Origin of the sequence: Acinetobacter psychrotolerans, from assembly GCF_048552595.1 — a bacterium.
Taxonomy (GTDB): Bacteria; Pseudomonadota; Gammaproteobacteria; order Pseudomonadales; family Moraxellaceae; genus Acinetobacter.
In genome coordinates, this window is sequence record NZ_JBIMDK010000001.1 from 139,972 (window position 1) to 161,374 (window position 21,403).

18 protein-coding genes and 2 tRNA genes are annotated in these 21,403 nt (G+C 38.5%); 11 read left to right on the top strand and 9 right to left on the bottom strand.

All coding sequences use genetic code 11. From position 1 onward, the window contains the following. Window positions 1-123: 123 nt before the first annotated feature. Together hisH and hisB are read right to left on the bottom strand one after the other, a co-directional pair. The gene (gene hisH, locus ACG94X_RS00625; RefSeq protein ID WP_419381812.1) at window positions 124-741 is read right to left on the bottom strand and encodes an imidazole glycerol phosphate synthase subunit HisH; all 618 of its coding nucleotides are present in this window, start codon (window positions 739-741) and stop codon (window positions 124-126) included. After that, complete coding sequence (gene hisB / locus ACG94X_RS00630; protein ID WP_419381813.1) at window positions 741-1,334, bottom strand: imidazoleglycerol-phosphate dehydratase HisB; 594 nt, start codon at window positions 1,332-1,334, stop codon at window positions 741-743. The genes hisH and hisB overlap by 1 nt, the downstream gene beginning before the upstream one ends. A 99-nt stretch (window positions 1,335-1,433) precedes the next feature. Here hisB and ACG94X_RS00635 point away from each other — a divergent pair, with 99 nt between their 5' ends. The 5 genes from ACG94X_RS00635 (at window position 1,434) to ACG94X_RS00655 (ending at window position 4,548) form a co-directional block, all read left to right on the top strand. Next, window positions 1,434-1,811, top strand: coding sequence for a GNAT family N-acetyltransferase (locus tag ACG94X_RS00635; RefSeq protein ID WP_419381814.1), 378 nt, complete (start codon window positions 1,434-1,436; stop codon window positions 1,809-1,811). 170 nt (window positions 1,812-1,981) lie between these two features. Beyond that, window positions 1,982-2,057 (top strand) — tRNA-Phe (locus tag ACG94X_RS00640). A 134-nt stretch (window positions 2,058-2,191) separates the two neighbouring features. Continuing rightward, window positions 2,192-2,267: transfer RNA gene (locus tag ACG94X_RS00645), tRNA-Phe, on the top strand. A 177-nt stretch (window positions 2,268-2,444) separates the two neighbouring features. Next, window positions 2,445-3,206, top strand: coding sequence for a class I SAM-dependent methyltransferase (locus ACG94X_RS00650; protein ID WP_419381815.1), 762 nt, complete (start codon window positions 2,445-2,447; stop codon window positions 3,204-3,206). 85 nt (window positions 3,207-3,291) lie between these two features. Further along, window positions 3,292-4,548 carry an OmpP1/FadL family transporter gene (locus tag ACG94X_RS00655; protein ID WP_419381816.1) on the top strand — a complete coding sequence of 419 codons (1,257 nt, stop codon included), beginning with the start codon at window positions 3,292-3,294 and terminating at the stop codon, window positions 4,546-4,548. 56 nt (window positions 4,549-4,604) lie between these two features. On the opposite strand, the gene ACG94X_RS00660 is transcribed toward ACG94X_RS00655, so the two are convergent. After that, window positions 4,605-5,024, bottom strand: coding sequence for a GNAT family acetyltransferase (locus ACG94X_RS00660; RefSeq protein ID WP_419381817.1), 420 nt, complete (start codon window positions 5,022-5,024; stop codon window positions 4,605-4,607). 216 nt (window positions 5,025-5,240) lie between these two features. Here ACG94X_RS00660 and ACG94X_RS00665 point away from each other — a divergent pair, with 216 nt between their 5' ends. Then, a complete protein-coding gene (locus ACG94X_RS00665; protein ID WP_419381818.1) occupies window positions 5,241-6,887 on the top strand; it encodes a GMC family oxidoreductase in 1,647 nt (548 codons plus the stop codon). A 179-nt stretch (window positions 6,888-7,066) separates the two neighbouring features. Here the strand turns inward: ACG94X_RS00665 and scpC are convergent, their stop codons facing one another. The 3 genes from scpC to ompR form a co-directional block, all read right to left on the bottom strand. Next, complete coding sequence (scpC, locus tag ACG94X_RS00670; RefSeq protein WP_419381819.1) at window positions 7,067-8,587, bottom strand: succinyl-CoA:acetate CoA-transferase ScpC; 1,521 nt, start codon at window positions 8,585-8,587, stop codon at window positions 7,067-7,069. A 205-nt stretch (window positions 8,588-8,792) separates the two neighbouring features. Further along, a complete protein-coding gene (locus ACG94X_RS00675; RefSeq protein WP_419381820.1) occupies window positions 8,793-10,253 on the bottom strand; it encodes an ATP-binding protein in 1,461 nt (486 codons plus the stop codon). Between the two features lie 370 nt (window positions 10,254-10,623). Further along, complete coding sequence (gene ompR / locus ACG94X_RS00680; RefSeq protein ID WP_419381821.1) at window positions 10,624-11,388, bottom strand: osmolarity response regulator transcription factor OmpR; 765 nt, start codon at window positions 11,386-11,388, stop codon at window positions 10,624-10,626. Between the two features lie 710 nt (window positions 11,389-12,098). On the opposite strand from ompR, the gene ACG94X_RS00685 reads away from it, so the two are divergent. Continuing rightward, on the top strand, window positions 12,099-14,495 hold the full coding sequence (locus tag ACG94X_RS00685) for a Tex family protein (protein ID WP_419381822.1): 2,397 nt from the start codon (window positions 12,099-12,101) through the stop codon (window positions 14,493-14,495). Window positions 14,496-14,555: 60 nt separating this feature from the next. On the opposite strand, the gene ACG94X_RS00690 is transcribed toward ACG94X_RS00685, so the two are convergent. Beyond that, complete coding sequence (locus ACG94X_RS00690) at window positions 14,556-15,311, bottom strand: SDR family oxidoreductase (RefSeq protein WP_419381823.1); 756 nt, start codon at window positions 15,309-15,311, stop codon at window positions 14,556-14,558. Between the two features lie 105 nt (window positions 15,312-15,416). Between ACG94X_RS00690 and ACG94X_RS00695 the strand changes: the two genes are divergently transcribed. After that, entirely contained in the window at window positions 15,417-16,313 is an 897-nt protein-coding gene (locus ACG94X_RS00695; protein ID WP_419381824.1) for a LysR substrate-binding domain-containing protein, read from the top strand. Window positions 16,314-16,315: 2 nt separating this feature from the next. Here the strand turns inward: ACG94X_RS00695 and ACG94X_RS00700 are convergent, their stop codons facing one another. Both ACG94X_RS00700 and ACG94X_RS00705 read right to left on the bottom strand, forming a co-directional pair. Next, window positions 16,316-17,203: an SDR family NAD(P)-dependent oxidoreductase gene (locus ACG94X_RS00700; protein WP_419381825.1), complete on the bottom strand. Its 888-nt coding sequence runs from the start codon at window positions 17,201-17,203 to the stop codon at window positions 16,316-16,318. Window positions 17,204-17,554: 351 nt separating this feature from the next. Beyond that, the gene (locus ACG94X_RS00705; RefSeq protein ID WP_419381826.1) at window positions 17,555-17,920 is read right to left on the bottom strand and encodes an SEL1-like repeat protein; all 366 of its coding nucleotides are present in this window, start codon (window positions 17,918-17,920) and stop codon (window positions 17,555-17,557) included. A gap of 272 nt (window positions 17,921-18,192) precedes the next feature. On the opposite strand from ACG94X_RS00705, the gene ACG94X_RS00710 reads away from it, so the two are divergent. The 3 genes from ACG94X_RS00710 to ACG94X_RS00720 all read left to right on the top strand — a co-directional run bounded on the left by ACG94X_RS00710 (window position 18,193) and on the right by ACG94X_RS00720 (window position 21,383). Continuing rightward, on the top strand, window positions 18,193-18,621 hold the full coding sequence (locus ACG94X_RS00710) for a cation efflux protein, CzcI-like (protein ID WP_419381827.1): 429 nt from the start codon (window positions 18,193-18,195) through the stop codon (window positions 18,619-18,621). A 70-nt stretch (window positions 18,622-18,691) separates the two neighbouring features. Then, window positions 18,692-20,077, top strand: a complete 1,386-nt coding sequence (locus ACG94X_RS00715) for a TolC family protein (RefSeq protein WP_419381828.1) — start codon at window positions 18,692-18,694, stop codon at window positions 20,075-20,077. A 1-nt stretch (window position 20,078) separates the two neighbouring features. Continuing rightward, a complete protein-coding gene (locus ACG94X_RS00720; RefSeq protein WP_419381829.1) occupies window positions 20,079-21,383 on the top strand; it encodes an efflux RND transporter periplasmic adaptor subunit in 1,305 nt (434 codons plus the stop codon). The last annotated feature ends 20 nt before the right edge of the window (window positions 21,384-21,403 follow it).

Consider the following 21,403-nt stretch of genomic DNA (forward strand, 5'->3'; position numbering starts at 1 on the left):
ATTCAAATTATTCGAATCATAATCAAGCGATGGTAAAAAAGAAAGAAAAACAGCAATATAAAATCAAGCCGATTTACATGGGCTTGATCTTTAAAGGGCTAGATTGGACTGATCCTATGTGGCTTAAATATCCCATTCCACAAAGTTTTTTAGCAACTGCAAACCTGCGGTATGACTTTTTTCTGGATGGAATTGTGTCGCAAACAAATTCTCTTTATGAATAGCAGTACAGAATTGCAGACCATAATCACAGCTTGCAGCAATTAGGCTTGAATCTTTCGGTTCGACATAATAACTGTGAACGAAATAGAAACGTGCATCCTGTTCAATATCTTTCCACATTGGATGATTAGGATCAGCTTGGTGTACCTGATTCCAACCCATATGTGGCACTTTTAGTCCATCAATATTGGGGAAATGTTTTACCACGCCTTCAAAAATACCTAAAGCTTCAGAACCAGCGTTTTCTTCTGATGATTGCATTAAAGCCTGCATGCCTACACAAATTGCCAGTACAGGTTTATTAAAAGCAGCATTGCGAATCACTTCATCAATACCTGCTTCTCGCATGCCTTGAATACAGTCACGCATTGCGCCTACACCAGGGAATACAATTTTATCTGCTTGTGCAATAAGCTTTGGATCATTGGTTACATCAACCGTTGCACCGACATGCTCAAGTGCTTTCGCAGCTGAATGAAGGTTTCCCATGCCATAATCGAGAAGGGCAATACGGGTCATTACAATGTACCTTTGGTAGAAGCAACAGTATTTTCTGCACGAGGATCAATTTCACACGCCATGCGTAATGCACGAGCGAATGCTTTAAATACACTTTCAATTTGGTGATGGCTATTTTTGCCTTTCAAATTATCAATATGCAATGTCATTAAAGCGTGATTGACGAAACCTTGGAAAAATTCAGAAAATAAATCTACATCAAAAGTACCAATACGGGCGCGAGTGAATGGAATATCCATCCATAATCCTGGACGACCCGATAAATCCACAACGACACGGCTCAAAGATTCGTCTAACGGTGCATAAAAATGACCATAACGTTTAAGTCCTTTTTTATCACCTAGAGCTTGTGCAAAAGCTTGCCCAAGCGTGATACCACAGTCTTCTACGGTATGATGATCGTCAATATCTAAGTCGCCATCACAATGAATGTCGATATCAAATAAGCCATGACGCTTGATTTGATCAACCATATGGTCTAAAAATGGAATACCCGTATTGAGGGTGCCTTGACCCGTACCATCAAGATTCACACGAACTCGAATTTTTGTTTCGTTGGTATTTCTTACCACTTCACTGATACGTTGCGTCATAGACACGTTCCTCAAAAACGTCAAAATGCTTGATGTCAAAAATGTTTTTTCGCAGTGGCGAAAGTCACCGCATATTAGATTGCTCAGGAGGGTTTATCAATGCCTATTACCGTACATGCTAAAACTTCACTAGAAAATGACGAAGTTCGCGAACAACTCGAACGACTGTATGATACAAGTCCAGAGTTTGGTGATGGGAAGGATGCCCTAGAACAACTTACTCTAAGTATGAATCATTATACCTTACTTTATACCGCAGAATTTAATACTAAGATTATTGGTGCAATGTGGTGTACGGGACAAGGTGAAAGTAAGACTTTAGAAAATATAGTAGTACATCCTTCCAACCGTGGGCGCGGTGTGGCAGAACGTTTGGTTGAAGAAGTCTGCCGTATGGAAGAAGAAAAGGGTGTTAAAGTTTTTGAACCTGGTTGCGGTGCAATTCATCGTTGTTTAGCGCATTTAGGCAAAATCTAAAGATCTGATTCAGACTAAATAGAATCTTGAAAACACAACCGCCAATCGGCGGTTTTGTTTTTATTGTAGAATAATGAATGATGTATATTGCTGTAAAAATAAACTATTGAATTGAATTTCACATTCTGTGCTTGACGCTGTAACTATTAAATTGTTTAATACGCCCCAACGGCGTGATAGCTCAGTCGGTAGAGCAACGGATTGAAAATCCGTGTGTCCCCAGTTCGAACCTGGGTCTCGCCACCATATTCAAAAATCTTTTAAGATTTCAATCCCTGATCCCATCAGGGATTTTTTTTGGGTAAAAAATATTCGGTTGAATAAAAAAGTCATGATTTATATTGACTATTGATTAGAGATACGGCTTAATACACCGCAACGGCGTGATAGCTCAGTCGGTAGAGCAACGGATTGAAAATCCGTGTGTCCCCAGTTCGAACCTGGGTCTCGCCACCATATTCGAAAACCCCAAACATTGTTTGGGGTTTTTTTTGTCTAATAAAATTGGCTTATTCGGTCTTTAATTTTTAGTCGGTTATGAATTCATCTGATTGTCTTACAAAATGTGCAATTGAAGTTGTGAAATATCGTAAGATAAATTTTGATGTAAAAAAACAGATTGCTATAAAAAAAATGAAAGATTTATTTTCATCGGGTAGCCAGCTTTATCAGCAAGCAAGACCCAGTTATCCGATTCAAATTATTCAGGAAATTTTACAACATGTTCCTGAGCCTCATTTTGCTTGGGATTGTGGCGCAGGTTCGGGGCAATTTACCCAACTGTTAGCACCATATTTTGACCATGTAGTGGCAACCGATTTAAGTGAAACCCAGTTACAGCATGCACCTTATTTTGAAAATGTCAGTTATCAGGTTCAAGCAGCAGAACACACTAATTTTGCAGATCATAGTTTTGATTTGATTTGTGTGGCACAGGCAATTCACTGGTTTGATTTTGAAAATTTTTACAAAGAAGTCCGAAGAACTTTAAAGCCTGATGGCATATTTGCAGTCATCGGTTACGGTTTGATTCACGTGGAACATGAGCAAATCAATGTATTAATTCAAAAGTTATATGGGGAAAAATTAAAAGGCTATTGGGATGCTGAGCGCAAATATATAGATGAGGGGTATCAAACCATTCCTTTTCCATTTGATGAAGTGGCTGTTGCTGAGTTTAAAATGCAGTATCAGTGGACACCTTCGCAGCTTTTAAAATATTTATCGACATGGTCTGCGATTAAACATTATCAAGCACAGAATGAAGATGAACCATTATTAGAGTTGGCGGAATATTTAAAGTGTGACGAGCAGTTATTACACATTGAATTCCCCATTTTTCTAAGAATAGGCAAGCTTCCATTGCTAAAGAAAAAATGCTTTATGAAAAAATAGAATAATTATTTGGATTTATCTTAGATTACAAGAAATAGTTTTAACAATATATTAACCAATATATTATTTTTAAATAAGATAAATCATGAAAACGATATTTCAAACACTGCCTTTCGCTTTATTTGCGTTATCATTCAGTTCAGCATCCTTTGCAACCACAGGATATTTTATGCATGGCTATGGCGTGAAAGCGCAAGGTAATGCAGGAACTGCAATTGCACAATTTCAGGATGCTTTAACCATTGCCAATAACCCTGCAGGGTTGAGTTGGATTGGCGACCGTGTGGATATTGGTGTAACTGTTTTTGCCCCTGATCGTTCGGCAGAAATTGGTGGTAATGCTGCACATGCCAATGGCCAATATGATGGCAATGGTCGCAAATATTTTGTGATCCCAGAAATTGCACTGAATCATCAAGTGAATGATCAAGTGGCTTTGGGTTTAGCTATTTATGGCAATGGTGGAATGAATACAGGCTATAAGCAGAATCCGTATGCTGCTTTCGGCAATACAGGCACGGCAGGCGTGGATTTAACTCAAGCTTTTATTTCTCCTGCCGTGTCTTGGAAATATGCAAAGAATCAATCGATTGGTGTTGCAACCAATATTCTCTACCAACGTTTTGAAGCACGTGGATTAAGTAGTTTTGCTGGGTTATCTGCGGATGGAGCGAATTTAAGTAACCGTGGTAAAGACTCCTCAACAGGAATCGGTGCACGTATTGGCTGGGCGGGGACTTTTTTTGATGAGCATTTAACCTTGGGTGCAAATTATTCTTCTAAAATTAATGCAGATCCTTTTGATAAGTACCAAGGTTTATTCGCTCAAAAAGGTGATTTTGATGTGCCTGAAAGTTATGGTGTTGGCGCTGCTGTCAAAATCACACCTCAATTGACAGTGGCTGCGGATGTACAACGAATTAACTATTCGGATGTGAAATCGGTAGGAAATTCTTTTGATGTTACACAATTACAGCAAGGTCATGTTTTCGGTACACAAAAAGGCCCCGGTTTTGGCTGGGATGATATTAATATTTATAAAGTTGGTGTGACTTATCAAGCACATCCAAAGCTCATACTAAGAGCCGGTTATAGTCATAATAATCAACCAATTCCAGACAGTGAAGTCTTTTTAAATATTCTTGCTCCAGGTGTGGTTCAAGACCATGTCAGTGTTGGTGCAACGTGGCATGTCGATCAACATCAAGAACTGAGTGTTGCATATACACATGCTTTAGAGGATGAAGTGAAAGGTCAAATTTCGCCTGCATTTGGTGGTGGTGAAGCAAAGCTTAAGATGAGTCAGGATATTCTAGGCTTGTCCTATGGATATAAATTCTAAAGCGTTGTATCCATAATTTTTATGAAAATATGGTCAGTAGAATGCTGACTTTATTTTCAGTCTTGAATAAGCCTTTTTCCTAAGCAAATCACTTCAATTTCTTCAAAGCCTAATTGTTCATAGAAGTTTTGTACGTCCATATTATCTTTACGAATCAGTAGTTGTAGTTTGGGACAGCCTAATGCAATTAGTCGCTTTTCAAGCTGCTGGATAAGCGCTGTTGCAACGCCATTACGTTGTTCATGTGGATGTACAGCCAGATAATTCACCCAACCACGATGACCGTCATAACCACCCATAACTGTAGCTATCAGTTGTTCATCTTTTACTGCCAATAAAAATAATCCATCTTTTTGAGCCACTTTACGAAAAATATCGATTTCAGGATTATTCCATGGGCGAGTCAGATCGCACACTTCCCAGAGTGCAATCACATCTTCTAAATCTGTTTCTAGAAATTGGCGAATAATAAACATGGCTTTGCTTTTCTCTTTTGTTTTTAAACAATGTTTACAATAGATTAATATAAAAAATAGTCAGAGATAAGCCTATTTTTTAGACAATTCGTAAATTTTTTAGATGATGTTTTTAACAGCACAAATACTCAGTATCTTGATGATAGTGATTTTTTATTTATGAAAAGTGTGCATAATAAATTCAAAGATAAGTTAAAACAAAAAAAGGAATTTTAAGTGAATAAACAGGAATTTGATTACATTGTGATTGGTGGGGGAAGTGCGGGCTGTGTTTTGGCAGGGCGTTTATCTGAAGATCCACATGTGACGGTCTGTGTGCTGGAAGCAGGCGGTGGTGGTGCAGATTGGAAAGTAGAAGTGCCTTGTGCTGCTGTGATTAGTATCCCAACCAAAATTAATAATTGGGCATTTGAAACTGTTCCTCAAAAGGGTTTGAATGGTCGCAAAGGTTATCAACCACGTGGCAAATGTTTAGGCGGTTCATCGGCAATTAATGCGATGATTTATATTCGTGGTAATGCACAAGACTACGATGATTGGTCAGCGCAGGGCAATGAGGGTTGGTCATATCAAGAAGTATTGCCTTATTTTATAAAATCTGAAAAAAATGAACGAATTAAAAATCAATATCATGGTAATGATGGACCATTATCCGTCATAGATTTACGCAGTGATAATCCTTTACAAGCACGTTATTTGGAGGCTGCAAAAGAATTGGGTTATCCAATTCTTGATGATTTTAATAGTGCGGAGCAAGAGGGACTTGGAGTTTATCAAGTCACGCATATAAATGGTGAGCGTTGCAGTGCGGCGCGTGCTTATTTATTTCCACATTTAGAGCGAAAAAATTTAACAGTGGAAATTCATGCTGTTACACATCGAATCATCATTGAAAAGGGTGTTGCCGTTGGTGTTGAATATGAGCAGGGTGGGCAAATAAAACAAATTTATGCACGACGTGAAGTTTTACTCAGTGCAGGGGCAATGCAGTCACCACAAATTTTAATGCTGTCAGGTGTGGGTGATCAACACGAATTGGCTGAACATGGCATCCAGATTAAGCATCATTTACCAGGTGTTGGAAAAAATTTCCACGACCACCCAGATTTTATTTTTGGTTATAAAGTTGATCCTATTCCAGGCACATTTGGGATTTCTTTGAAAGGTTCTGTGGATTTATGGCAACAAATTAAACGCTATCGTAAGGAACGTCGAGGTTTAATTACCACTAATTTTGCTGAATGTGGTGGTTTTATTAAGAGTTCTGTTGAGCAGAATTTACCGAATCTACAATTACATTTTGTTGTTGCCTTGGTCGATAACCATGCTCGTACCCTGCACACAGGACATGGTATTTCTTGTCATGTGTGTTTACTCAATCCGAAAAGCCGTGGCACGATTAAATTGAGTGGTGCAAGTATTGATGATCCTTTATTAATCGATCCAAATTTCTATGATGATGAGTCTGATTTGGAGGAAATGGTCAAAGGTTTTAAATTGACCAAGGCATTGATGGAATCCCGACCATTTAAAGAAATTGTTAAAAAAGATTTGTTTACAGCAAATATTCAAAGTGATGAAGATATTCGTAATATTCTCAGAGAACGCTCTGATACGGTCTACCATCCTGTAGGAAGCTGTAAGATGGGTGTGGATGATATGGCGGTGGTAGACGCTCGTTTGCGTGTTTATGGCGTGCAAAATTTACGTGTGGTGGATGCGTCTATTATGCCAAAAGTCGTGAATGGCAATACCAATGCCCCCGCCATTATGATTGCTGAAAAAGCTGTTGATATGATTCGTCAGGATCAGGCCGCTGTAGCGTTCATTGAGAAAAAACAGAAGGCGAGTGCGGTGGTTTAAATAAAGGAAAAACCCTTAGGATGTATTAAATCCCCACTAACTGCACTTTGAGAAGAACAGAACGATCATAAATTAAAAATAGTCGAAGTTCTTTTTGTGGAAAAGTAGAATGAGGACGATTATAAATAAGTGATAAAAAAAGCGCCCTTAAGGACGCTTTTTTCTTGAGTATAAAAATCTTAAGCAGATTTTTTCTCTTGAATTTGAGTCTTCAACATATGACCTGTTTCTTCAAAATTTGCATGCCAAGAAAGCGCTTCACGTAGAAGATGTGGAGTATGACCACCTTTAGCACATGAACGATCGAAGTAATCATTCAATGCATCACGGTACATTGGGTGAGCACAGTTATCGATGATTGCACGAGCACGTTCACGTGGTGCTAAACCACGTAAGTCTGCTAAACCTTGTTCAGTTACAAGAATATCAACATCATGTTCAGAATGATCTACGTGAGAAGCCATAGGAACGATAGAAGAAATATCTCCACCTTTCGCAATTGCTTTAGTCACAAAAATAGCCAAGTGTGCATTACGCGCGAAGTCGCCTGAACCACCAATACCATTCATCATTTTAGTACCGCAAACGTGAGTCGAGTTTACGTTTCCGTAAATATCAAACTCAAGTGCTGTGTTGATACCAATAATTCCTAAACGGCGTACCAATTCAGGATGGTTTGAAATTTCTTGTGGACGAAGTACAAGTTTGTCTTTGTAAGCTTCAAGATTGTTAAATACTTTTTCGCCATATTTCTCAGAAAGTGTAATTGAGCTACCAGAAGCAAACTTCATTTTTCCTGCATCAATTAATTCAAAAGTACAGTCTTGGAGTACTTCTGAATACATGACCAAGTCTTCAAAGTTTGAATCTTTAAGACCTGTTAAAACAGCATTGGCAATAGAGCCAATCCCTGCTTGTAAAGGACCTAAATTTGGTGGTAAGCGCTCTTCAGCTACTTCTTTTTCTAAGAAAGCGATTAAGTGATTTGCAATACCTTGAGTTTCATCATCTGGTTCAGTCACAGTTGATGGAGAGTCATGGTATTCACTGTTAATAACGATACCCACAATTTTTGAAGGGTCAATATTAATTGCTGTCGTACCAATACGCTCATCGACTTGAGTCAATGGAATAGCTTGACGTGTTGGACGATATGTAGGGATATAAATGTCATGTAAGCCTTCAAAAGCAGGGCTTAAATTTGTATTGATTTCAATAATTACTTTTTCAGCAAAAATTGCAAAGCTTGCAGAGTTACCTACAGAAGTTGTCGGAATGATGCCGCCATCTTCTGTAATCGCAACAGCTTCAATGATTGCAACATCAGGTTTTTTAAGCTGAAGATTACGCATTTGTTCAACAGTTTCAGACAAATGCTGATCGATGAACATCACTTCGCCTTTGTTGATAGCTTTACGTAAAGTGTTGTCTACTTGGAATGGTAGACGACGAGCAAGAACACCAGCTTCAGTCAATTGTTTGTCTAAGTCATTACCTAAACTTGCACCTGTGATCAAGGTAATCTTTAGCGGATTAACTTTGGCTTGTTTTACCAATGCTAAAGGCACAGCTTTCGCTTCACCTGCACGAGTAAAACCACTCATCCCGACAGTCATACCATCTTGGATAAAAGTTGCAGCTTGTTCTGCGCTCATGACTTTGTCATGGAGAGATGCTAAACGAATACGATCTAAAGACATGGTTTGCGCTCAATTCTTGTTCAAAACTAGACGGATTGTACCGCCCCTAAACTAAATTGTGCATGCCTCTAATGCTAAGGTCTAATTTTTTCAATAAATGTGGGTATAAATTCGGGTGATGGGTTTTAAGCTATTATTTTTTAAGGAAATAATAGTTGGTGTTTGGAAAGTGAGCAAAGTTGAGTGTTGTATAATTGAGCAATAGTTAAAAACGATCACTCAATGTTTGCTTAATTTTCTGAATTGGATTAATCGAAACATTTTCTTCAGGTTTTTCGGTTGCTAATGGCAAAGAAATAATCGCTTCTAACCCCCCCTCAGGACGATTCGAAATAGATAACTGACCTTGATGAATATCGACAATTCGTTTAACAATGGCGAGCCCTAATCCGCTGCCTTGGACCGTTCTTGCAGCATTTCCTCGGACAAAAGGTTGCATCAAGTCATCAATTTGATCTTCAGGGATGCCTTCACCATGATCTGCAACACAAATTTTCAAATGATTATCTTCAACAAAAGCACTCAGTTCAATCGGTTCTGCCCCATAGCGTTTGGAGTTGTTAATTAAATTACCAATCAGACGTTTTAGCGATAATGATCGAGCCGTAATCAGTGGTAATTCTTGTGGCGTAAAGCGAATATCGAGTGGCTTAAATTGGATGATTAGTTCTTGCAATAAGACATTAATATTGGTTTCTTGCAATTCTTCATCTGAGCCATCACGCATATAGGAAATAAATTGACTGAGAATGGCATCCATATCATCAACATCGTAAATCACACCTTCTTTCAAGAAATCATCATCAGACATCATTTCTGCACTTAAACGAATTCGAGTCAGCGGTGTTCTTAAATCGTGAGAGATCCCTGCGAGCATGATTTGGCGATCACGTTCAGTTTGTTCAAGCGAATAGACCATGTGGTTAAAAGCTTGGTTTACTTCACGAATTTCTTGTGGACCATGATTGGTCTCCAAGTACGGCGCTTTTCCAGTTTTACTATAAGTGTTGGCCGCGTGTTGTAAGCGTCGCAATGGACGATTGAGCTGTCTAACCAGTGTTAAAATAATCCCTGCTGCGAATAAGGGAATACCCAATAACCAGCCTAGAATCAACTCAGGGCTATAATTGGCATAAGTATTTAACGGTTCACGTACCCAGTTACCATTCATTTCTGGGGTTTGTACCCAAATGCGCGGACTAGGTTTAAATTGAAAATAAACAGTCACATCTTTGATTTTTAGTTCTTCAGCAAGTTGATTCTCAATACGATTGGTAAAGAAGTCAGCAATAATCTTATCTTTGACATTTGGGTATTCTTTAGGATCTGTCACATATTCGACCCCAACACGTTTTTTGAGCCATTCATCGATATCTAGCTGTACGTCATCATGATAAATCTGTAGACGTGGATTGTTGACCATTTCTAGTTCGACTGCTAAAAAGCGGGCATGTTGTTGAATTTCTGGTAAATAGAGTGTTTTCCAAAAGAACCATAACGACATAAAAAGACTGAAGAACACGACAAATACAACCAATACCGTAGTTCGCATGGCAGCAGAACGCGGTTTAATTTTGTCTAAAAATCGTTCCCAAGATGTACGTTTTCTTTCTTGGTAGGTTTCAAAGTCTGTAAATGCTTGTGGATCTATCGGGTCTAATTTCACAAGTTAATTCCGATTCTGTGTAATATTTTTAATCATTTCAGTTTAATGGATGCAATATTTATATCAACATCAAAAATGTTAGGTTGTTCACGTTCAATCCATTTATGGTAGTGAATCACGATATTAAAATGATGAAGTGCCAAGCTTAGAAAAATGGCCAATAAATTAAGAAAATTAGTTTTTTAAATAAACTTAGAAAACTAAGTAGGAACAAGAGAGCTGAAAATACAAGGAAATAAAGATCAATTGCAAAACCAAAAGGGTTATTGTTTTGAGCAATTACAATTAAAAAAATACTGGAAATATTCAAGATCGAGAATAACCCCAGTATTTTTGTAGATAGATTCATTTTCATGAATCGTTTCAATTATTATTCAGCACCATCTGGAACGAATACATAACCCACGCCCCAAACGGTTTGGATATAACGTGCGCGTGCAGGATTTTCTTCGATCAAACGACGTAAACGAGATACTTGAACGTCAATTGAACGCTCCATTGCACCCCATTCACGACCACGTGCCAAATTCATCAATTTATCACGAGTCAATGGTTCACGCGGATGTTGAACCAATGCTTTCAATACGGCAAATTCACCAGTGGTTAACGTCACGACCTGACCTTCACGTGTCAAAGTACGTGTCGATAAATCCAAAGACCATGGGCCAAATGAAACTACTTCAATATTTTGACTTGGTGCACCTGGAATTTCACGCACTTGGCGACGTAATACAGCACGAATACGTGCTAAAAGTTCATTCGGATTGAATGGTTTTGGCAAATAATCATCTGCGCCTGCTTCTAGACCTGCAATACGGTCAGAATCGCTACCACGGGCAGTTAACATGATGATGGGGGTATCAATATTAGATTGGCGCAAACGTCTACAAATGCTTAGACCATCTTCTACTGGAAGCATGAAGTCTAAAACAATCAGTGAGAATAGTTCACGTTGCAATAGGCGATCCATTTGCGTTGCATCATGGGCAGTTTTGACCACGAAGCCTTTATCTTCCAAGAAACGTTGTAAAAGGGTACGTAAACGCACATCATCATCGACGACTAAAATGCGTTCGACACGGTCAGTTTCATTGTGTACAACGTCTGTTTTTTCAGCAGGTACAACCAAACTCATGATGCACTCCCTCAATGTTGTAAATTATAAATATTCGTTAGTCTCAGTATAATGCCTAAGTTCTTGTTAAGACTATGTATCAAATTGCTCAAAATTACAATTTAAAGGCTGTTTTGAAACCAAAAAACAACATCAAATGATATTTAAGATGATTCTATGTTTATAAATAAAACACGGCACCATTTGTAAATAAAACTTTTATGAATTTTTGCATTAAGTTTTTGTTTAACTGTATGTATTAGTCGTTTATTTTGCCCTGAAATGACGAGATTAGTCATTGATCATTTAGACATTCCATTGCTCAAGTTTAGGTTGGAGAAACCAAGACGGATGAGCTGGGTTATTAGAAATTGCAAGAACAGCGTTATTACGCTTTTTGGCCGAAAGCAATCATGTCTATAGAAGCACTGCCGATATTTAATCAGGACGTTGTAATGAAACAAGGCGATCAATCTTGTTATTTACAATTTTAGAGCCGTTTTAGTGGTGGGTAGCAAAAAGGTGTACAATGGAAAGTGGGTCAAGTCATCTTAAATACAAATTTAACTGCTAAAATATCGAGCGAAATAAAGGATTGCACGATAAAAACACAAGAAAAATGATCTTTTATCAATTTTTTCATTGGTAAATTGCAAAACAATTGTGGATTTTATGGTCTCGGTCTTTATAATCACTAACTTTTAGTCCTTATCCTTGTGGAATTAAACACGATGACTGACTTAGTTCAGCAGTTGGCAAGTGAACTTGCCGTACGTCCAAACCAAGTAGAAGCTGCCATTAAGCTGATTGATGATGGTGCTAGTGTTCCATTTATTGCACGTTACCGTAAAGAAGTAACGCAGGGCTTAGACGATACGCAATTACGTCAACTCGATACGCGCTTAACGTATTTACGTGATTTATTTGAACGCCGTGGTAAAGTAATTGAATCACTGAAAGAACAAAATAAATTATCTGATGATTTACTTGCTCGTGTGAATGCGGCGGATACTAAAAACTCATTAGAAGAACTTTACGCACCGTACCGTCCAAAACGTACCAGTAAATCATTTAAAGCGAGAGAAGCGGGTCTAGGCCCAATTGCAGAAAAAGTTTTGACTGAAAATGTTGAACCTGCAGATGCGTTGGCTGGCTTTAGTCATGAAGAATATCCAGACTTGGAAAGCCAATTGGATGCGATTCAGCACATCATCATTGATGATTGGGCACAAAATATTGCGTTAACCACAGAATTGAAAGCGACTTTTGCCAAAACTGCGACTCTAAAAAGCTTAGTGGCTTCGGATGAGAAAAAAGAAGTTGGTAAGAAATTCCGTGACTATTTCGATTTCTCTGAAAATTTAAATAAAGTGCCGTCACATCGTTTATTGGCAATGTTACGTGGTCGTCAAGAAAACGTATTGGGTTTAAAAGTTGAAGGTGAAGATAACGCACCGTTGGCTCGTATTGAAACTGAATATGATCTTGAAACTGCACAACCACAAGCACGTCAAGATTTCTTAAAGCAAACTGCAAAATTATTTTGGTTAGGCAAAACGCGTCCTGCAATTGAGCATTCATTGTTGACAGAAAAGCGTCTTGCTGCTGAAACTGAAGCAATGGATGTATTTGCAGAAAACTTACGTCATTTATTGCTTTCTGCTCCTGCTGGCGCACGTACTACGCTTGGTGTAGATCCTGGTATTCGTACAGGTGTGAAATTGGCAGTCGTGTCAAATTCAGGTGATGTATTGGCGCATAGCGCGATTTATCCATTTGCACCAAAAGAAGATAAAGCAGGTTCAATTGCAGAACTTGCTCGTCTGTGCCGTGAGTTCAATGTAGAGCTTATTGCAATTGGTAATGGAACTGCAAGCCGTGAAACAGAAGCGGTTGTTGCAGAAATGATGACTGCAAACCCAGATCTTAAATTGACACGTGTTTCTGTATCAGAAGCAGGTGCATCGGTCTATTCTGCATCTGAATTGGCTTCTGCGGAACTTCCTGAATTGGATGTGACTATTCGTGGTGCAGTTTCGATCGCACGTCGTTTACAAGATCCATTGGCCGAACTTGTGAAAATTGATCCTAAGTCGATTGGTGTAGGTCAATATCAACATGATGTGAACCAAAGTAATTTAGCGAAAACATTGGTTGCAGTAGTTGAGGATTGTGTGAATGCAGTTGGTGTGGATGTAAATACTGCATCTCCTGCAATTCTCGGTTATATCGCAGGTTTGAACAAAGCCATCGCACAGCAAATTGTCGATTACCGTAAAGAAAATGGTCGTTTTGATAACCGCCAAGCTTTGAAAAATGTACCACGTTTAGGCGAGCGTACTTTTGAGCAAGCAGCAGGTTTCTTGCGTATTCAAGACGGTACTGAGCCTTTAGATATGTCTTCAGTTCACCCTGAATCGTATGGTTTGGTGAATAAAATTGTTGAAGCAAAATCAACGACTGTAAAAGACATTATTGGTAATACTGAAATTATTCGCCAAGTGAGTGCAGAAGAATTTGCAGATGACAAGTTTGGTCTTCCAACCATTAAAGATGTTTTAAGCGAACTTGAAAAACCAGGTCGTGACCCACGTCCTGAATTTCGTACTGTGAAGTTCCGTGAAGATATTAAAGATGTCAACCAATTGACTGAAGGTCTGCAGCTTGAAGGTGTGATTACCAATGTCACTAACTTCGGTGCATTCGTAGATGTTGGTGTACACCAAGACGGTTTAGTTCATATTTCTGAATTGGCGAATGAATTTGTATCTGATCCGCATAAAGTGGTGAAACCAGGTCAAATTGTACAAGTTCGTGTATTAACAGTTGATACTGAGCGTAATCGTGTGAATTTGTCTATGCGCCCTGAGGGTTCAGAAGCGCCTGCTAAAGCAACTCGTCAACCACGTCGTGACAATGCGAATCAAGCAAATAACGAACAACGTGGTGAACGTAAACCTCAAGCTAAACGCCCGCAAGGTGCTCGTCCAAGTCATGATAAAAATCATGACAATAAAGATAAAGCGCCTCGTCAAGGCAATAAGCCTCAAGCAGCGAAACCACAAGAAAATAAAATTGGTGGTTTTGGCGCTTTGTTGTTACAAGCAGGTGTCAAAGGCTCTAAATAAGCTTTGATTTTGCATATAAAAACCGCCGTAAGGCGGTTTTTTATTGCTTGGAAGAATGGCTTATCGTGTCGTATATCCGCCATTAGCAAAAATAGTCTGACCTGTAATCCACCAGCCATCTGTAACAAGGAAACGAATTAACGGTTCAATATCTTCAATTTTGGTTAAACCGCCAAGTGCAGATGCCGACTTATGATATGCCACAGCTTCAGGCGCTTCTTGCCCATAGAAAAATGGTGTATCCATTGGACCTGGTGCTACTGCTGTGACGGAAATTCCACGTTCACCAAACTCTTTAGATGCTGCTCGAGTATAATGTTCAACGGGTGCTTTTAAGCCTTCATATGTTGAATATAAACCTGTGTAAGCTGCCAATAAACTGGTTACGATTGAACAAATTTTCCCATTTTTATTTAGGTGTTTACCTGCAGATTGAATGAAGAAATAAGCAATTTTATTATTAATATCATTCATTGAATCGAACTCTTGTTCAGTTGTTTCAACAAATGGCTTTTTCAGTACACGACCAACAGTATTAATTGCAATATCAACACCACCAAAAGTTTTTTTAGCTTGGGTGAATAGTTTTTCAATATTTTGAATGTTTGATAAATCTGCTTGTATTAAAATTGCTTTTACGCCAAGCTTTTCAACAGCTTGAAGGGTTTCTTCGGCATCTTTTTGAGTTTCTAAGCTATTGTAATGAATAACTAAATTTGCACCCTGTTCAGCAAATTTACGTGCAATCAATCCACCTAGATTTTTTGCACCACCTGCGATGATTACGGTTTTGTCTTTTAAGCTGTGTTGTGTCATTTTTATTGTCCAGTTTAAGTAAATGATCACAATATTCTAGTTGCTATTTTTTGTGCTAAATAGTACTTAAAGTTGAATAGATTGTTTGAAAAAATTGAATAATAAATGGATAAAATTGAAAGGTTAAAGATTTTTTGTCTGGTTGCTGAAAAACATTCATTTGCTCAAGTTGCGAAGCATTTGGATTTGCCACGCTCTACGATTACCTATGCGATACAGGCTTTAGAAAAAGAGTATCAAGTTTTATTGTTTAATCGAACGACTCGAAAGGTGAATTTAACCAATGATGGTGCTCAATTTTTTCAAGATGCTCAACAACTTATTGTTCAGTCAGAACTGTTAAATAAATTCAAATCACAAAATCGGGATAATATAGGACAAATTAAAATTGGTTTACCGTTACGCATGGCAACGCAATATTTGATTCCTTATCTAGATGAATTTTATAATCAATACCCAGATATTAAAGTTTCAATTTATAGCCATGATCACTACTCAGATCTAATTGAACAGCGCTTAGATTGTGTGATTCGAGTGGGTGCGGTGAACGATGAGAATTTAATTGTAAGACCTATTACCAATATTGATTTATATACTGTTGTTTCTCCAGAATATTTGAATAAATTGGATCATATTCTAGAAACAGATCACTTAAATCTTCATTATATGATTGGTTATCAAATGAAAAACATGGATTCAGCTTCCGGAAACTTAGTATTTAAAAATACACAGATTAAACTTCCCTATAGGCTTTCAGTTGAGGACACCGAAAGTTATTTACATGCAGGTTTGCAAGGTTTGGGGATTATTCAAATTCCTGCTTTTGATGCAATGCCTTTTATAGATACAAAAAGATTAACCAGAATATTTGATCAAGAGCCATGTTTAGAAATACCAATCAATTTTCTTTTTTTGGAAAGAAAATATAGATCTGTATATTTTCAATTCTTTATTGATTGGTTGGAAAGCTTACTTAAACGTAAACTTTCCGTTGTTTCTTAATTTTACCAATGCTCACCAGGGAATAAGCGTGCATAAGCTCTTTGTACTAAATTTAATTTCTGTGGCTCGCCTACAGATGCGCTTGAGCTTGGGAATAAATTAAAGCCAATCGACATGAGTTTATTATTGATACCTGGTGCAATTGAATAGGTAATCGAAGCTAAGCGTCCTAAATTGGTTGCAACTTTTTTCGGACGTTTCACAATTGCATAAGCAATCAAATCTGCTGCCTGATCAGGAGAAAGTGTAGGGACATATTTATAAATTTTAGTCGGTGCAATCATTGGCGTACGGACTAAAGGCATATAGACCGAAGTAATTGCAATTTTATGCGAATGAACTTCTGCAGATAAACAACGGCTGAACGCATCTAAAGCGGCTTTCGATGCAACATAAGCAGAGAAGCGAGTTGCATTTGCTAAAACACCAATCGAACTGATATTGATGATATGACCGTCTTTACGGACCATCATTTGCGGCAAAATATTTAAAACCAAACGTACAGCACCGAAATAATTCAATTGCATCGTACGTTCAAAATCATGGAAACGATCTACAGATTCATGTACTGCACGACGAATCGAGCGACCTGCGTTATTAATTAAAATATCAATATGATCGACCGAAGCAATGATATGTTTTGATACTTCATCAATCGCATTCATATCATTTAAATCACATGGGAAAATATCCGCTGTTCCACCTTCAGCCTGAATTTCAGCTTGAACTTGTTTTAATGTTTCTTCTGTACGTGAAACTAAAAGGACATGTGCGCCTGCAGATGCGAGTCTTTTTGCGACCGTTAAGCCAATCCCGCTTGATGCACCTGTAATTAATGCAATTTTACCTTTAACTTTTTGTTGAAAAAGTTGCTCTAATTTTTGATTCATAGCTGTTTCCCTGATTTTACTGAAATGAATATAGGAGCTGTATTTGTTGTTTCGGGGCGATCATTGAATTGTATAAAAGATGATCATCTTTATTGCGGGCAATAATATACAAAAAAAATAAAAATACTAGCGTTAAGTTTATGAATTTACAAAATATTTTTAGAGTAAATACTCTACTATTTTTCCGTTTATTGAGTGATTTTTACCATGTTGAAGACAAAATTAAAAGTGTGATATCAATATTTAAGCTGAAATAATCATCAACTGAACTTAATAAAATAGTCTATAAAATATAAAAAGTAGAGTGTTTAAAACTCTACTTTTTTGAAAATAAATTAATTTTTGTGCTTTTTATGAAAAAGCCAATTCGTTATAGGCTTTTTTCAATTCTTCTTTTGCAGGGAGGTAACCTTGGTGAGCTGCTTGTTCTAGCCACTTTTCTGCATGAAGATAACTACGATCTAAACCAAGTTGACCGTTCAGATAACTTAGCCCCATTTTATATTGAGCTTCTTGATCGCCACGTAAAGCAGCACGCAGATAACACCACATTGCATTGCGGCTCTTTAGGGCATCAGCACTCATATTTTGAAATTCAACTTCATTTTCAAAATTATAAGCTTGAGATTTCTCCAAGGTTGCTTCAACAGCATTCTTTTCATAGGCTCGACGAGATGTAGAATCACCTAAAAAGCGGTTAAAAATATGTAACAACATATAAACCTCCTTGCTCATCCATTAACAAAGTAAAAGGATTGCTAATCGTCAAAAATGGATTAGATATAATTAATTTAGCTGATTTTTTTAACTTTTCAAAGCGTGAAATGTAATTTGTCAAATGTATTGTGTATGCTTTTTTATATGAATAAATATATTTGTCATCTTTCTTTCATTTTGATGTGATGGCCTAGATTGAGAGCTAATCATGTAATTTTATTACATCGTTTTATTTGCTATATTGATGTCGATTTTAAATTTGGGCTAAACGTGTGAAGCGTTCGGGTATTTTCATTACAGTCTTACTGAGTCTGTTCATGTTTCAGAGTTTATGGAACGTGGCGGCGGCTTTTTGCGACCATGAAAGTACCGTGATTTCTATACAGAGTCAGAACCGTCCGCATTTTGGTCACCATGTTGCGTTACATTGTGAGCAAGATCAGAAACAGCATCAACACGTTACAATAGAAAATAGTGCTGAACAACATTTTGCAGCGAATGATTTTCTGAATCATCTTGATGATGATCACAGTGATCATTTACCGTCATTTGCATCTTTTATGATTGTAGATGCACAGCAAAAGACGGCACAGCCAAAATTAATAGCCTATCCTGAATCATCTTTTATTGACTGGAAAAATTTATATCAGTCACCGCATTTATCTCTAAAAAACCCACCGCCCGTATATTCCCCGCTATAAGGTGGGGTAGCCAAAACATCAGCCCACCGCTAATCGTTTAATTTAGTGGGGCACGATCATGTATAAAAACATGTCAAAAATAGTGGGTATGGAAAGAACATCTTCTTTCAATTTTAAGCAGCCATATCTTGGCAGTGCTGTAATGGCATTGTTAATGGGATTGATGGCAACATCAACATGGGCTGAATCGACTACGATATCGCTTACTTTGGCGCAAGCGATTGCCAAAACTGAGCAATATCAGCAATCGACTGATGTGTGGAAAACACAGCAGAATATTAACGATGCGAATATAAAACAATCAAAGCTGTGGATAAATCCTGAGTTGTCCATAACGCAAAATGGTTTCAATTCTGATCAAGATCGGGAATTGGAAATTGGAATTTCTCAACCATTAGATGTTTTTGGACAGCGTAAAGCCAGTCAACAATTGGCTCGTTTGTCACAATCTCAAAGTGATTTAAAGCAGAAAATATATCAAGCTCAACTCGAGTTGTCGGTGAAATATCTCTGGTCTCAACTGGCGATTTTTGAGCTTGAACGTAATTTAATGCGTGAACAGTTGCAGGTGAGTCAAGATAATTTTAACGCCATTCAAAAGCGTTATCAGGCAGGTAGTCTGGCACAGGTCGATGTAGATCGAGCACGTTTGAGCCATGCTGAAAATGTCCGTTTATTCCACCAAGCAGATTTACAAGTGCAGCTTGCCACACGACAGCTTTCGCATGTCTGGGGTGAGTCAGATAAAAACATACAGGTGGGTTTAACTCCACAGGCTTTGTGGCCAATGTCTGCACATCAGCAAGTGCAACAAAATCTCAATTCAAATTTTGCAGAAAAATCACGACAGTTACAGGTGCTTGAAGCCAAAGCCTCTATGGATCAGCTCAAAGCCGCCGCACGTCCTAATCCAACTTTAAATTTCGGTGTTAATCGGACAAAACCGTCAAGCCAATCATCTGAGGCATCTACAGATACTGCTTTGGTGGTGGGTGTATCTATTCCTTTAAATATTTTTGATCGTCAGCAATATGGCATGCAGATTGCGCAAGCCAAGCAAGATTTATTGTCCAAGCAGCAGGAATTTTATTTAAAACAGAATGCCTTGCAGGTCGGTACTTTATTGACTGAATTACAAGGGCTTGAAGTGCAATTCAAAACACTGGAACAGTCTCAGATTCCTTTAGCGACGCAGGTTCAGAAAAAAACTTTACTTGGATTTAGCGCAGGAAAATTTGCTGTGACCGATGTACAGCAGGCCACGTTGCAATTGCAGGAAATACGCATGCGGAAAGTGCAATTGCTGAAAGATGCATGGCAACGTGCAATTGAGGCGGAAAGTTTAAGTCTGGGACTAGAACCGAGTCAGGTGATGGCGAAAGATGCGATTGCACAGATGAATCAGAATGTATGGCAGGACACACAGGCATTGCCTGTTGTGGGTGGAGGAAAATAACATGTTGAAGTTGAGCAAAAAATTGAATCAGATGCAGAAAAATCAACATGGCAAAATTTCTCAACGCCTGATGATCATAATTGCTGTCATTGTGACTGCTTTGTTGGCTGTTGGTTTGTATCTATCAGGCAAAAATAAGCCTGCAAAAACCGATGAGCATGGTCATGCAGAAGGTGCTGCTGAAGAAGATGGTCATGCACATGGTAAAGATGAAGCAGGGCATGAGGGTGGTCATGGTGAAAAAGAGGGAAGTGAAGCAGAACATGCCGAAGCGATTAGCCTGACCGCACAGCAAATGGCGGAGCAAGGTGTACAGCTTGCAAAGGTGGATATGGGGATAGTGACTAAATCGGCTTCTTATCCTGCAAAACTGACTGTGAATACAGACCGTCAGGCGCATGTTTCCCCTGCATTTGGCGGGCAAGTGATTGCTGTGAATGTGGAATTGGGACAACAGGTACGCAAAGGACAGACTTTGGCAACGTTATTGGTGCCTGATTTAGTCGATCAGCAAGCCAATTTACAAATGCAGAACGCAAATCTGGAGCTGGCACGTCAAGACTATGAGCGTGAACGCCAATTGTGGTCACAGGGAATTTCTGCAAAGCAGGATTATCAACGTGCTTACAATGCCTATAAGCAGGCGCAGATTCAGGTACAAGCAAGTAAAACCCGCTTGTCTGCATTGGGTGCAGAGTCGGGTTCTAATGGGCGCTTTGTATTAACTGCACCTATTTCAGGCATTATCAGTAAAAAAGATTTGGTGGTGGGTGAAAATGTTCAGCTTGCCGATCAGTTGTTTATCATTGATCAGTTAGATCAGTTATGGCTTGAATTTATTGCACCAAGTGCAGATTTTGCTTCGATTGCACCAAATCAACAGATTGAATTTAAATCCTTACAAACAGGGAATATGTTTAAAGCACAGATTCAAAGTCTGAATAGTGAAGCTGATGCACAGACTGGCCGTTTACAGGTACGTGCCAAAGTATTATCCGATGCTGTGGAACTACGTCCGAATTTAATGGTCAATGTACAGTTACAGCAAAATGGTTCAACACAGGCATTGCGAGTACTCAAAAGTGCTATTCAAAGTATCGAGGGTAAAAATGCAGTTTTTGTCGCACATGAACATGACAAAAAAATTGAATTCATTGCTCAGCCTGTGGTTCTTGGGCAAGTTTCAAGTGATGGTCAGTGGGTTGAAATTCAGTCTGGACTCACACAGGGGCAGCAATATGCAGCACAGGGCAGCTTCTTACTGAAGTCTGAAGTGGAGAAAGGAGAGGCGAGTCATGAGCATTGATTCATCTACACCGCCGCCTT

Bases quoted from the DNA above. Each gene is read 5' to 3' on its own strand.
- ACG94X_RS00695 (WP_419381824.1), top strand. From the start codon at position 15,417: ATGGATAAAATTGAAAGGTTAAAGATTTTTTGTCTGGTTGCTGAAAAA.
- hisH (WP_419381812.1), bottom strand. From the start codon at position 741: ATGACCCGTATTGCCCTTCTCGATTATGGCATGGGAAACCTTCATTCA.
- ACG94X_RS00685 (WP_419381822.1), top strand. From the start codon at position 12,099: ATGACTGACTTAGTTCAGCAGTTGGCAAGTGAACTTGCCGTACGTCCA.
- ACG94X_RS00635 (WP_419381814.1), top strand. From the start codon at position 1,434: ATGCCTATTACCGTACATGCTAAAACTTCACTAGAAAATGACGAAGTT.
- ACG94X_RS00650 (WP_419381815.1), top strand. From the start codon at position 2,445: ATGAAAGATTTATTTTCATCGGGTAGCCAGCTTTATCAGCAAGCAAGA.
- ACG94X_RS00705 (WP_419381826.1), bottom strand. From the start codon at position 17,920: ATGTTGTTACATATTTTTAACCGCTTTTTAGGTGATTCTACATCTCGT.
- ompR (WP_419381821.1), bottom strand. From the start codon at position 11,388: ATGAGTTTGGTTGTACCTGCTGAAAAAACAGACGTTGTACACAATGAA.
- hisB (WP_419381813.1), bottom strand. From the start codon at position 1,334: ATGACGCAACGTATCAGTGAAGTGGTAAGAAATACCAACGAAACAAAA.
- ACG94X_RS00660 (WP_419381817.1), bottom strand. From the start codon at position 5,024: ATGTTTATTATTCGCCAATTTCTAGAAACAGATTTAGAAGATGTGATT.
- ACG94X_RS00715 (WP_419381828.1), top strand. From the start codon at position 18,692: ATGTCAAAAATAGTGGGTATGGAAAGAACATCTTCTTTCAATTTTAAG.
- ACG94X_RS00655 (WP_419381816.1), top strand. From the start codon at position 3,292: ATGAAAACGATATTTCAAACACTGCCTTTCGCTTTATTTGCGTTATCA.
- ACG94X_RS00720 (WP_419381829.1), top strand. From the start codon at position 20,079: ATGTTGAAGTTGAGCAAAAAATTGAATCAGATGCAGAAAAATCAACAT.
- ACG94X_RS00690 (WP_419381823.1), bottom strand. From the start codon at position 15,311: ATGACACAACACAGCTTAAAAGACAAAACCGTAATCATCGCAGGTGGT.
- ACG94X_RS00700 (WP_419381825.1), bottom strand. From the start codon at position 17,203: ATGAATCAAAAATTAGAGCAACTTTTTCAACAAAAAGTTAAAGGTAAA.
- scpC (WP_419381819.1), bottom strand. From the start codon at position 8,587: ATGTCTTTAGATCGTATTCGTTTAGCATCTCTCCATGACAAAGTCATG.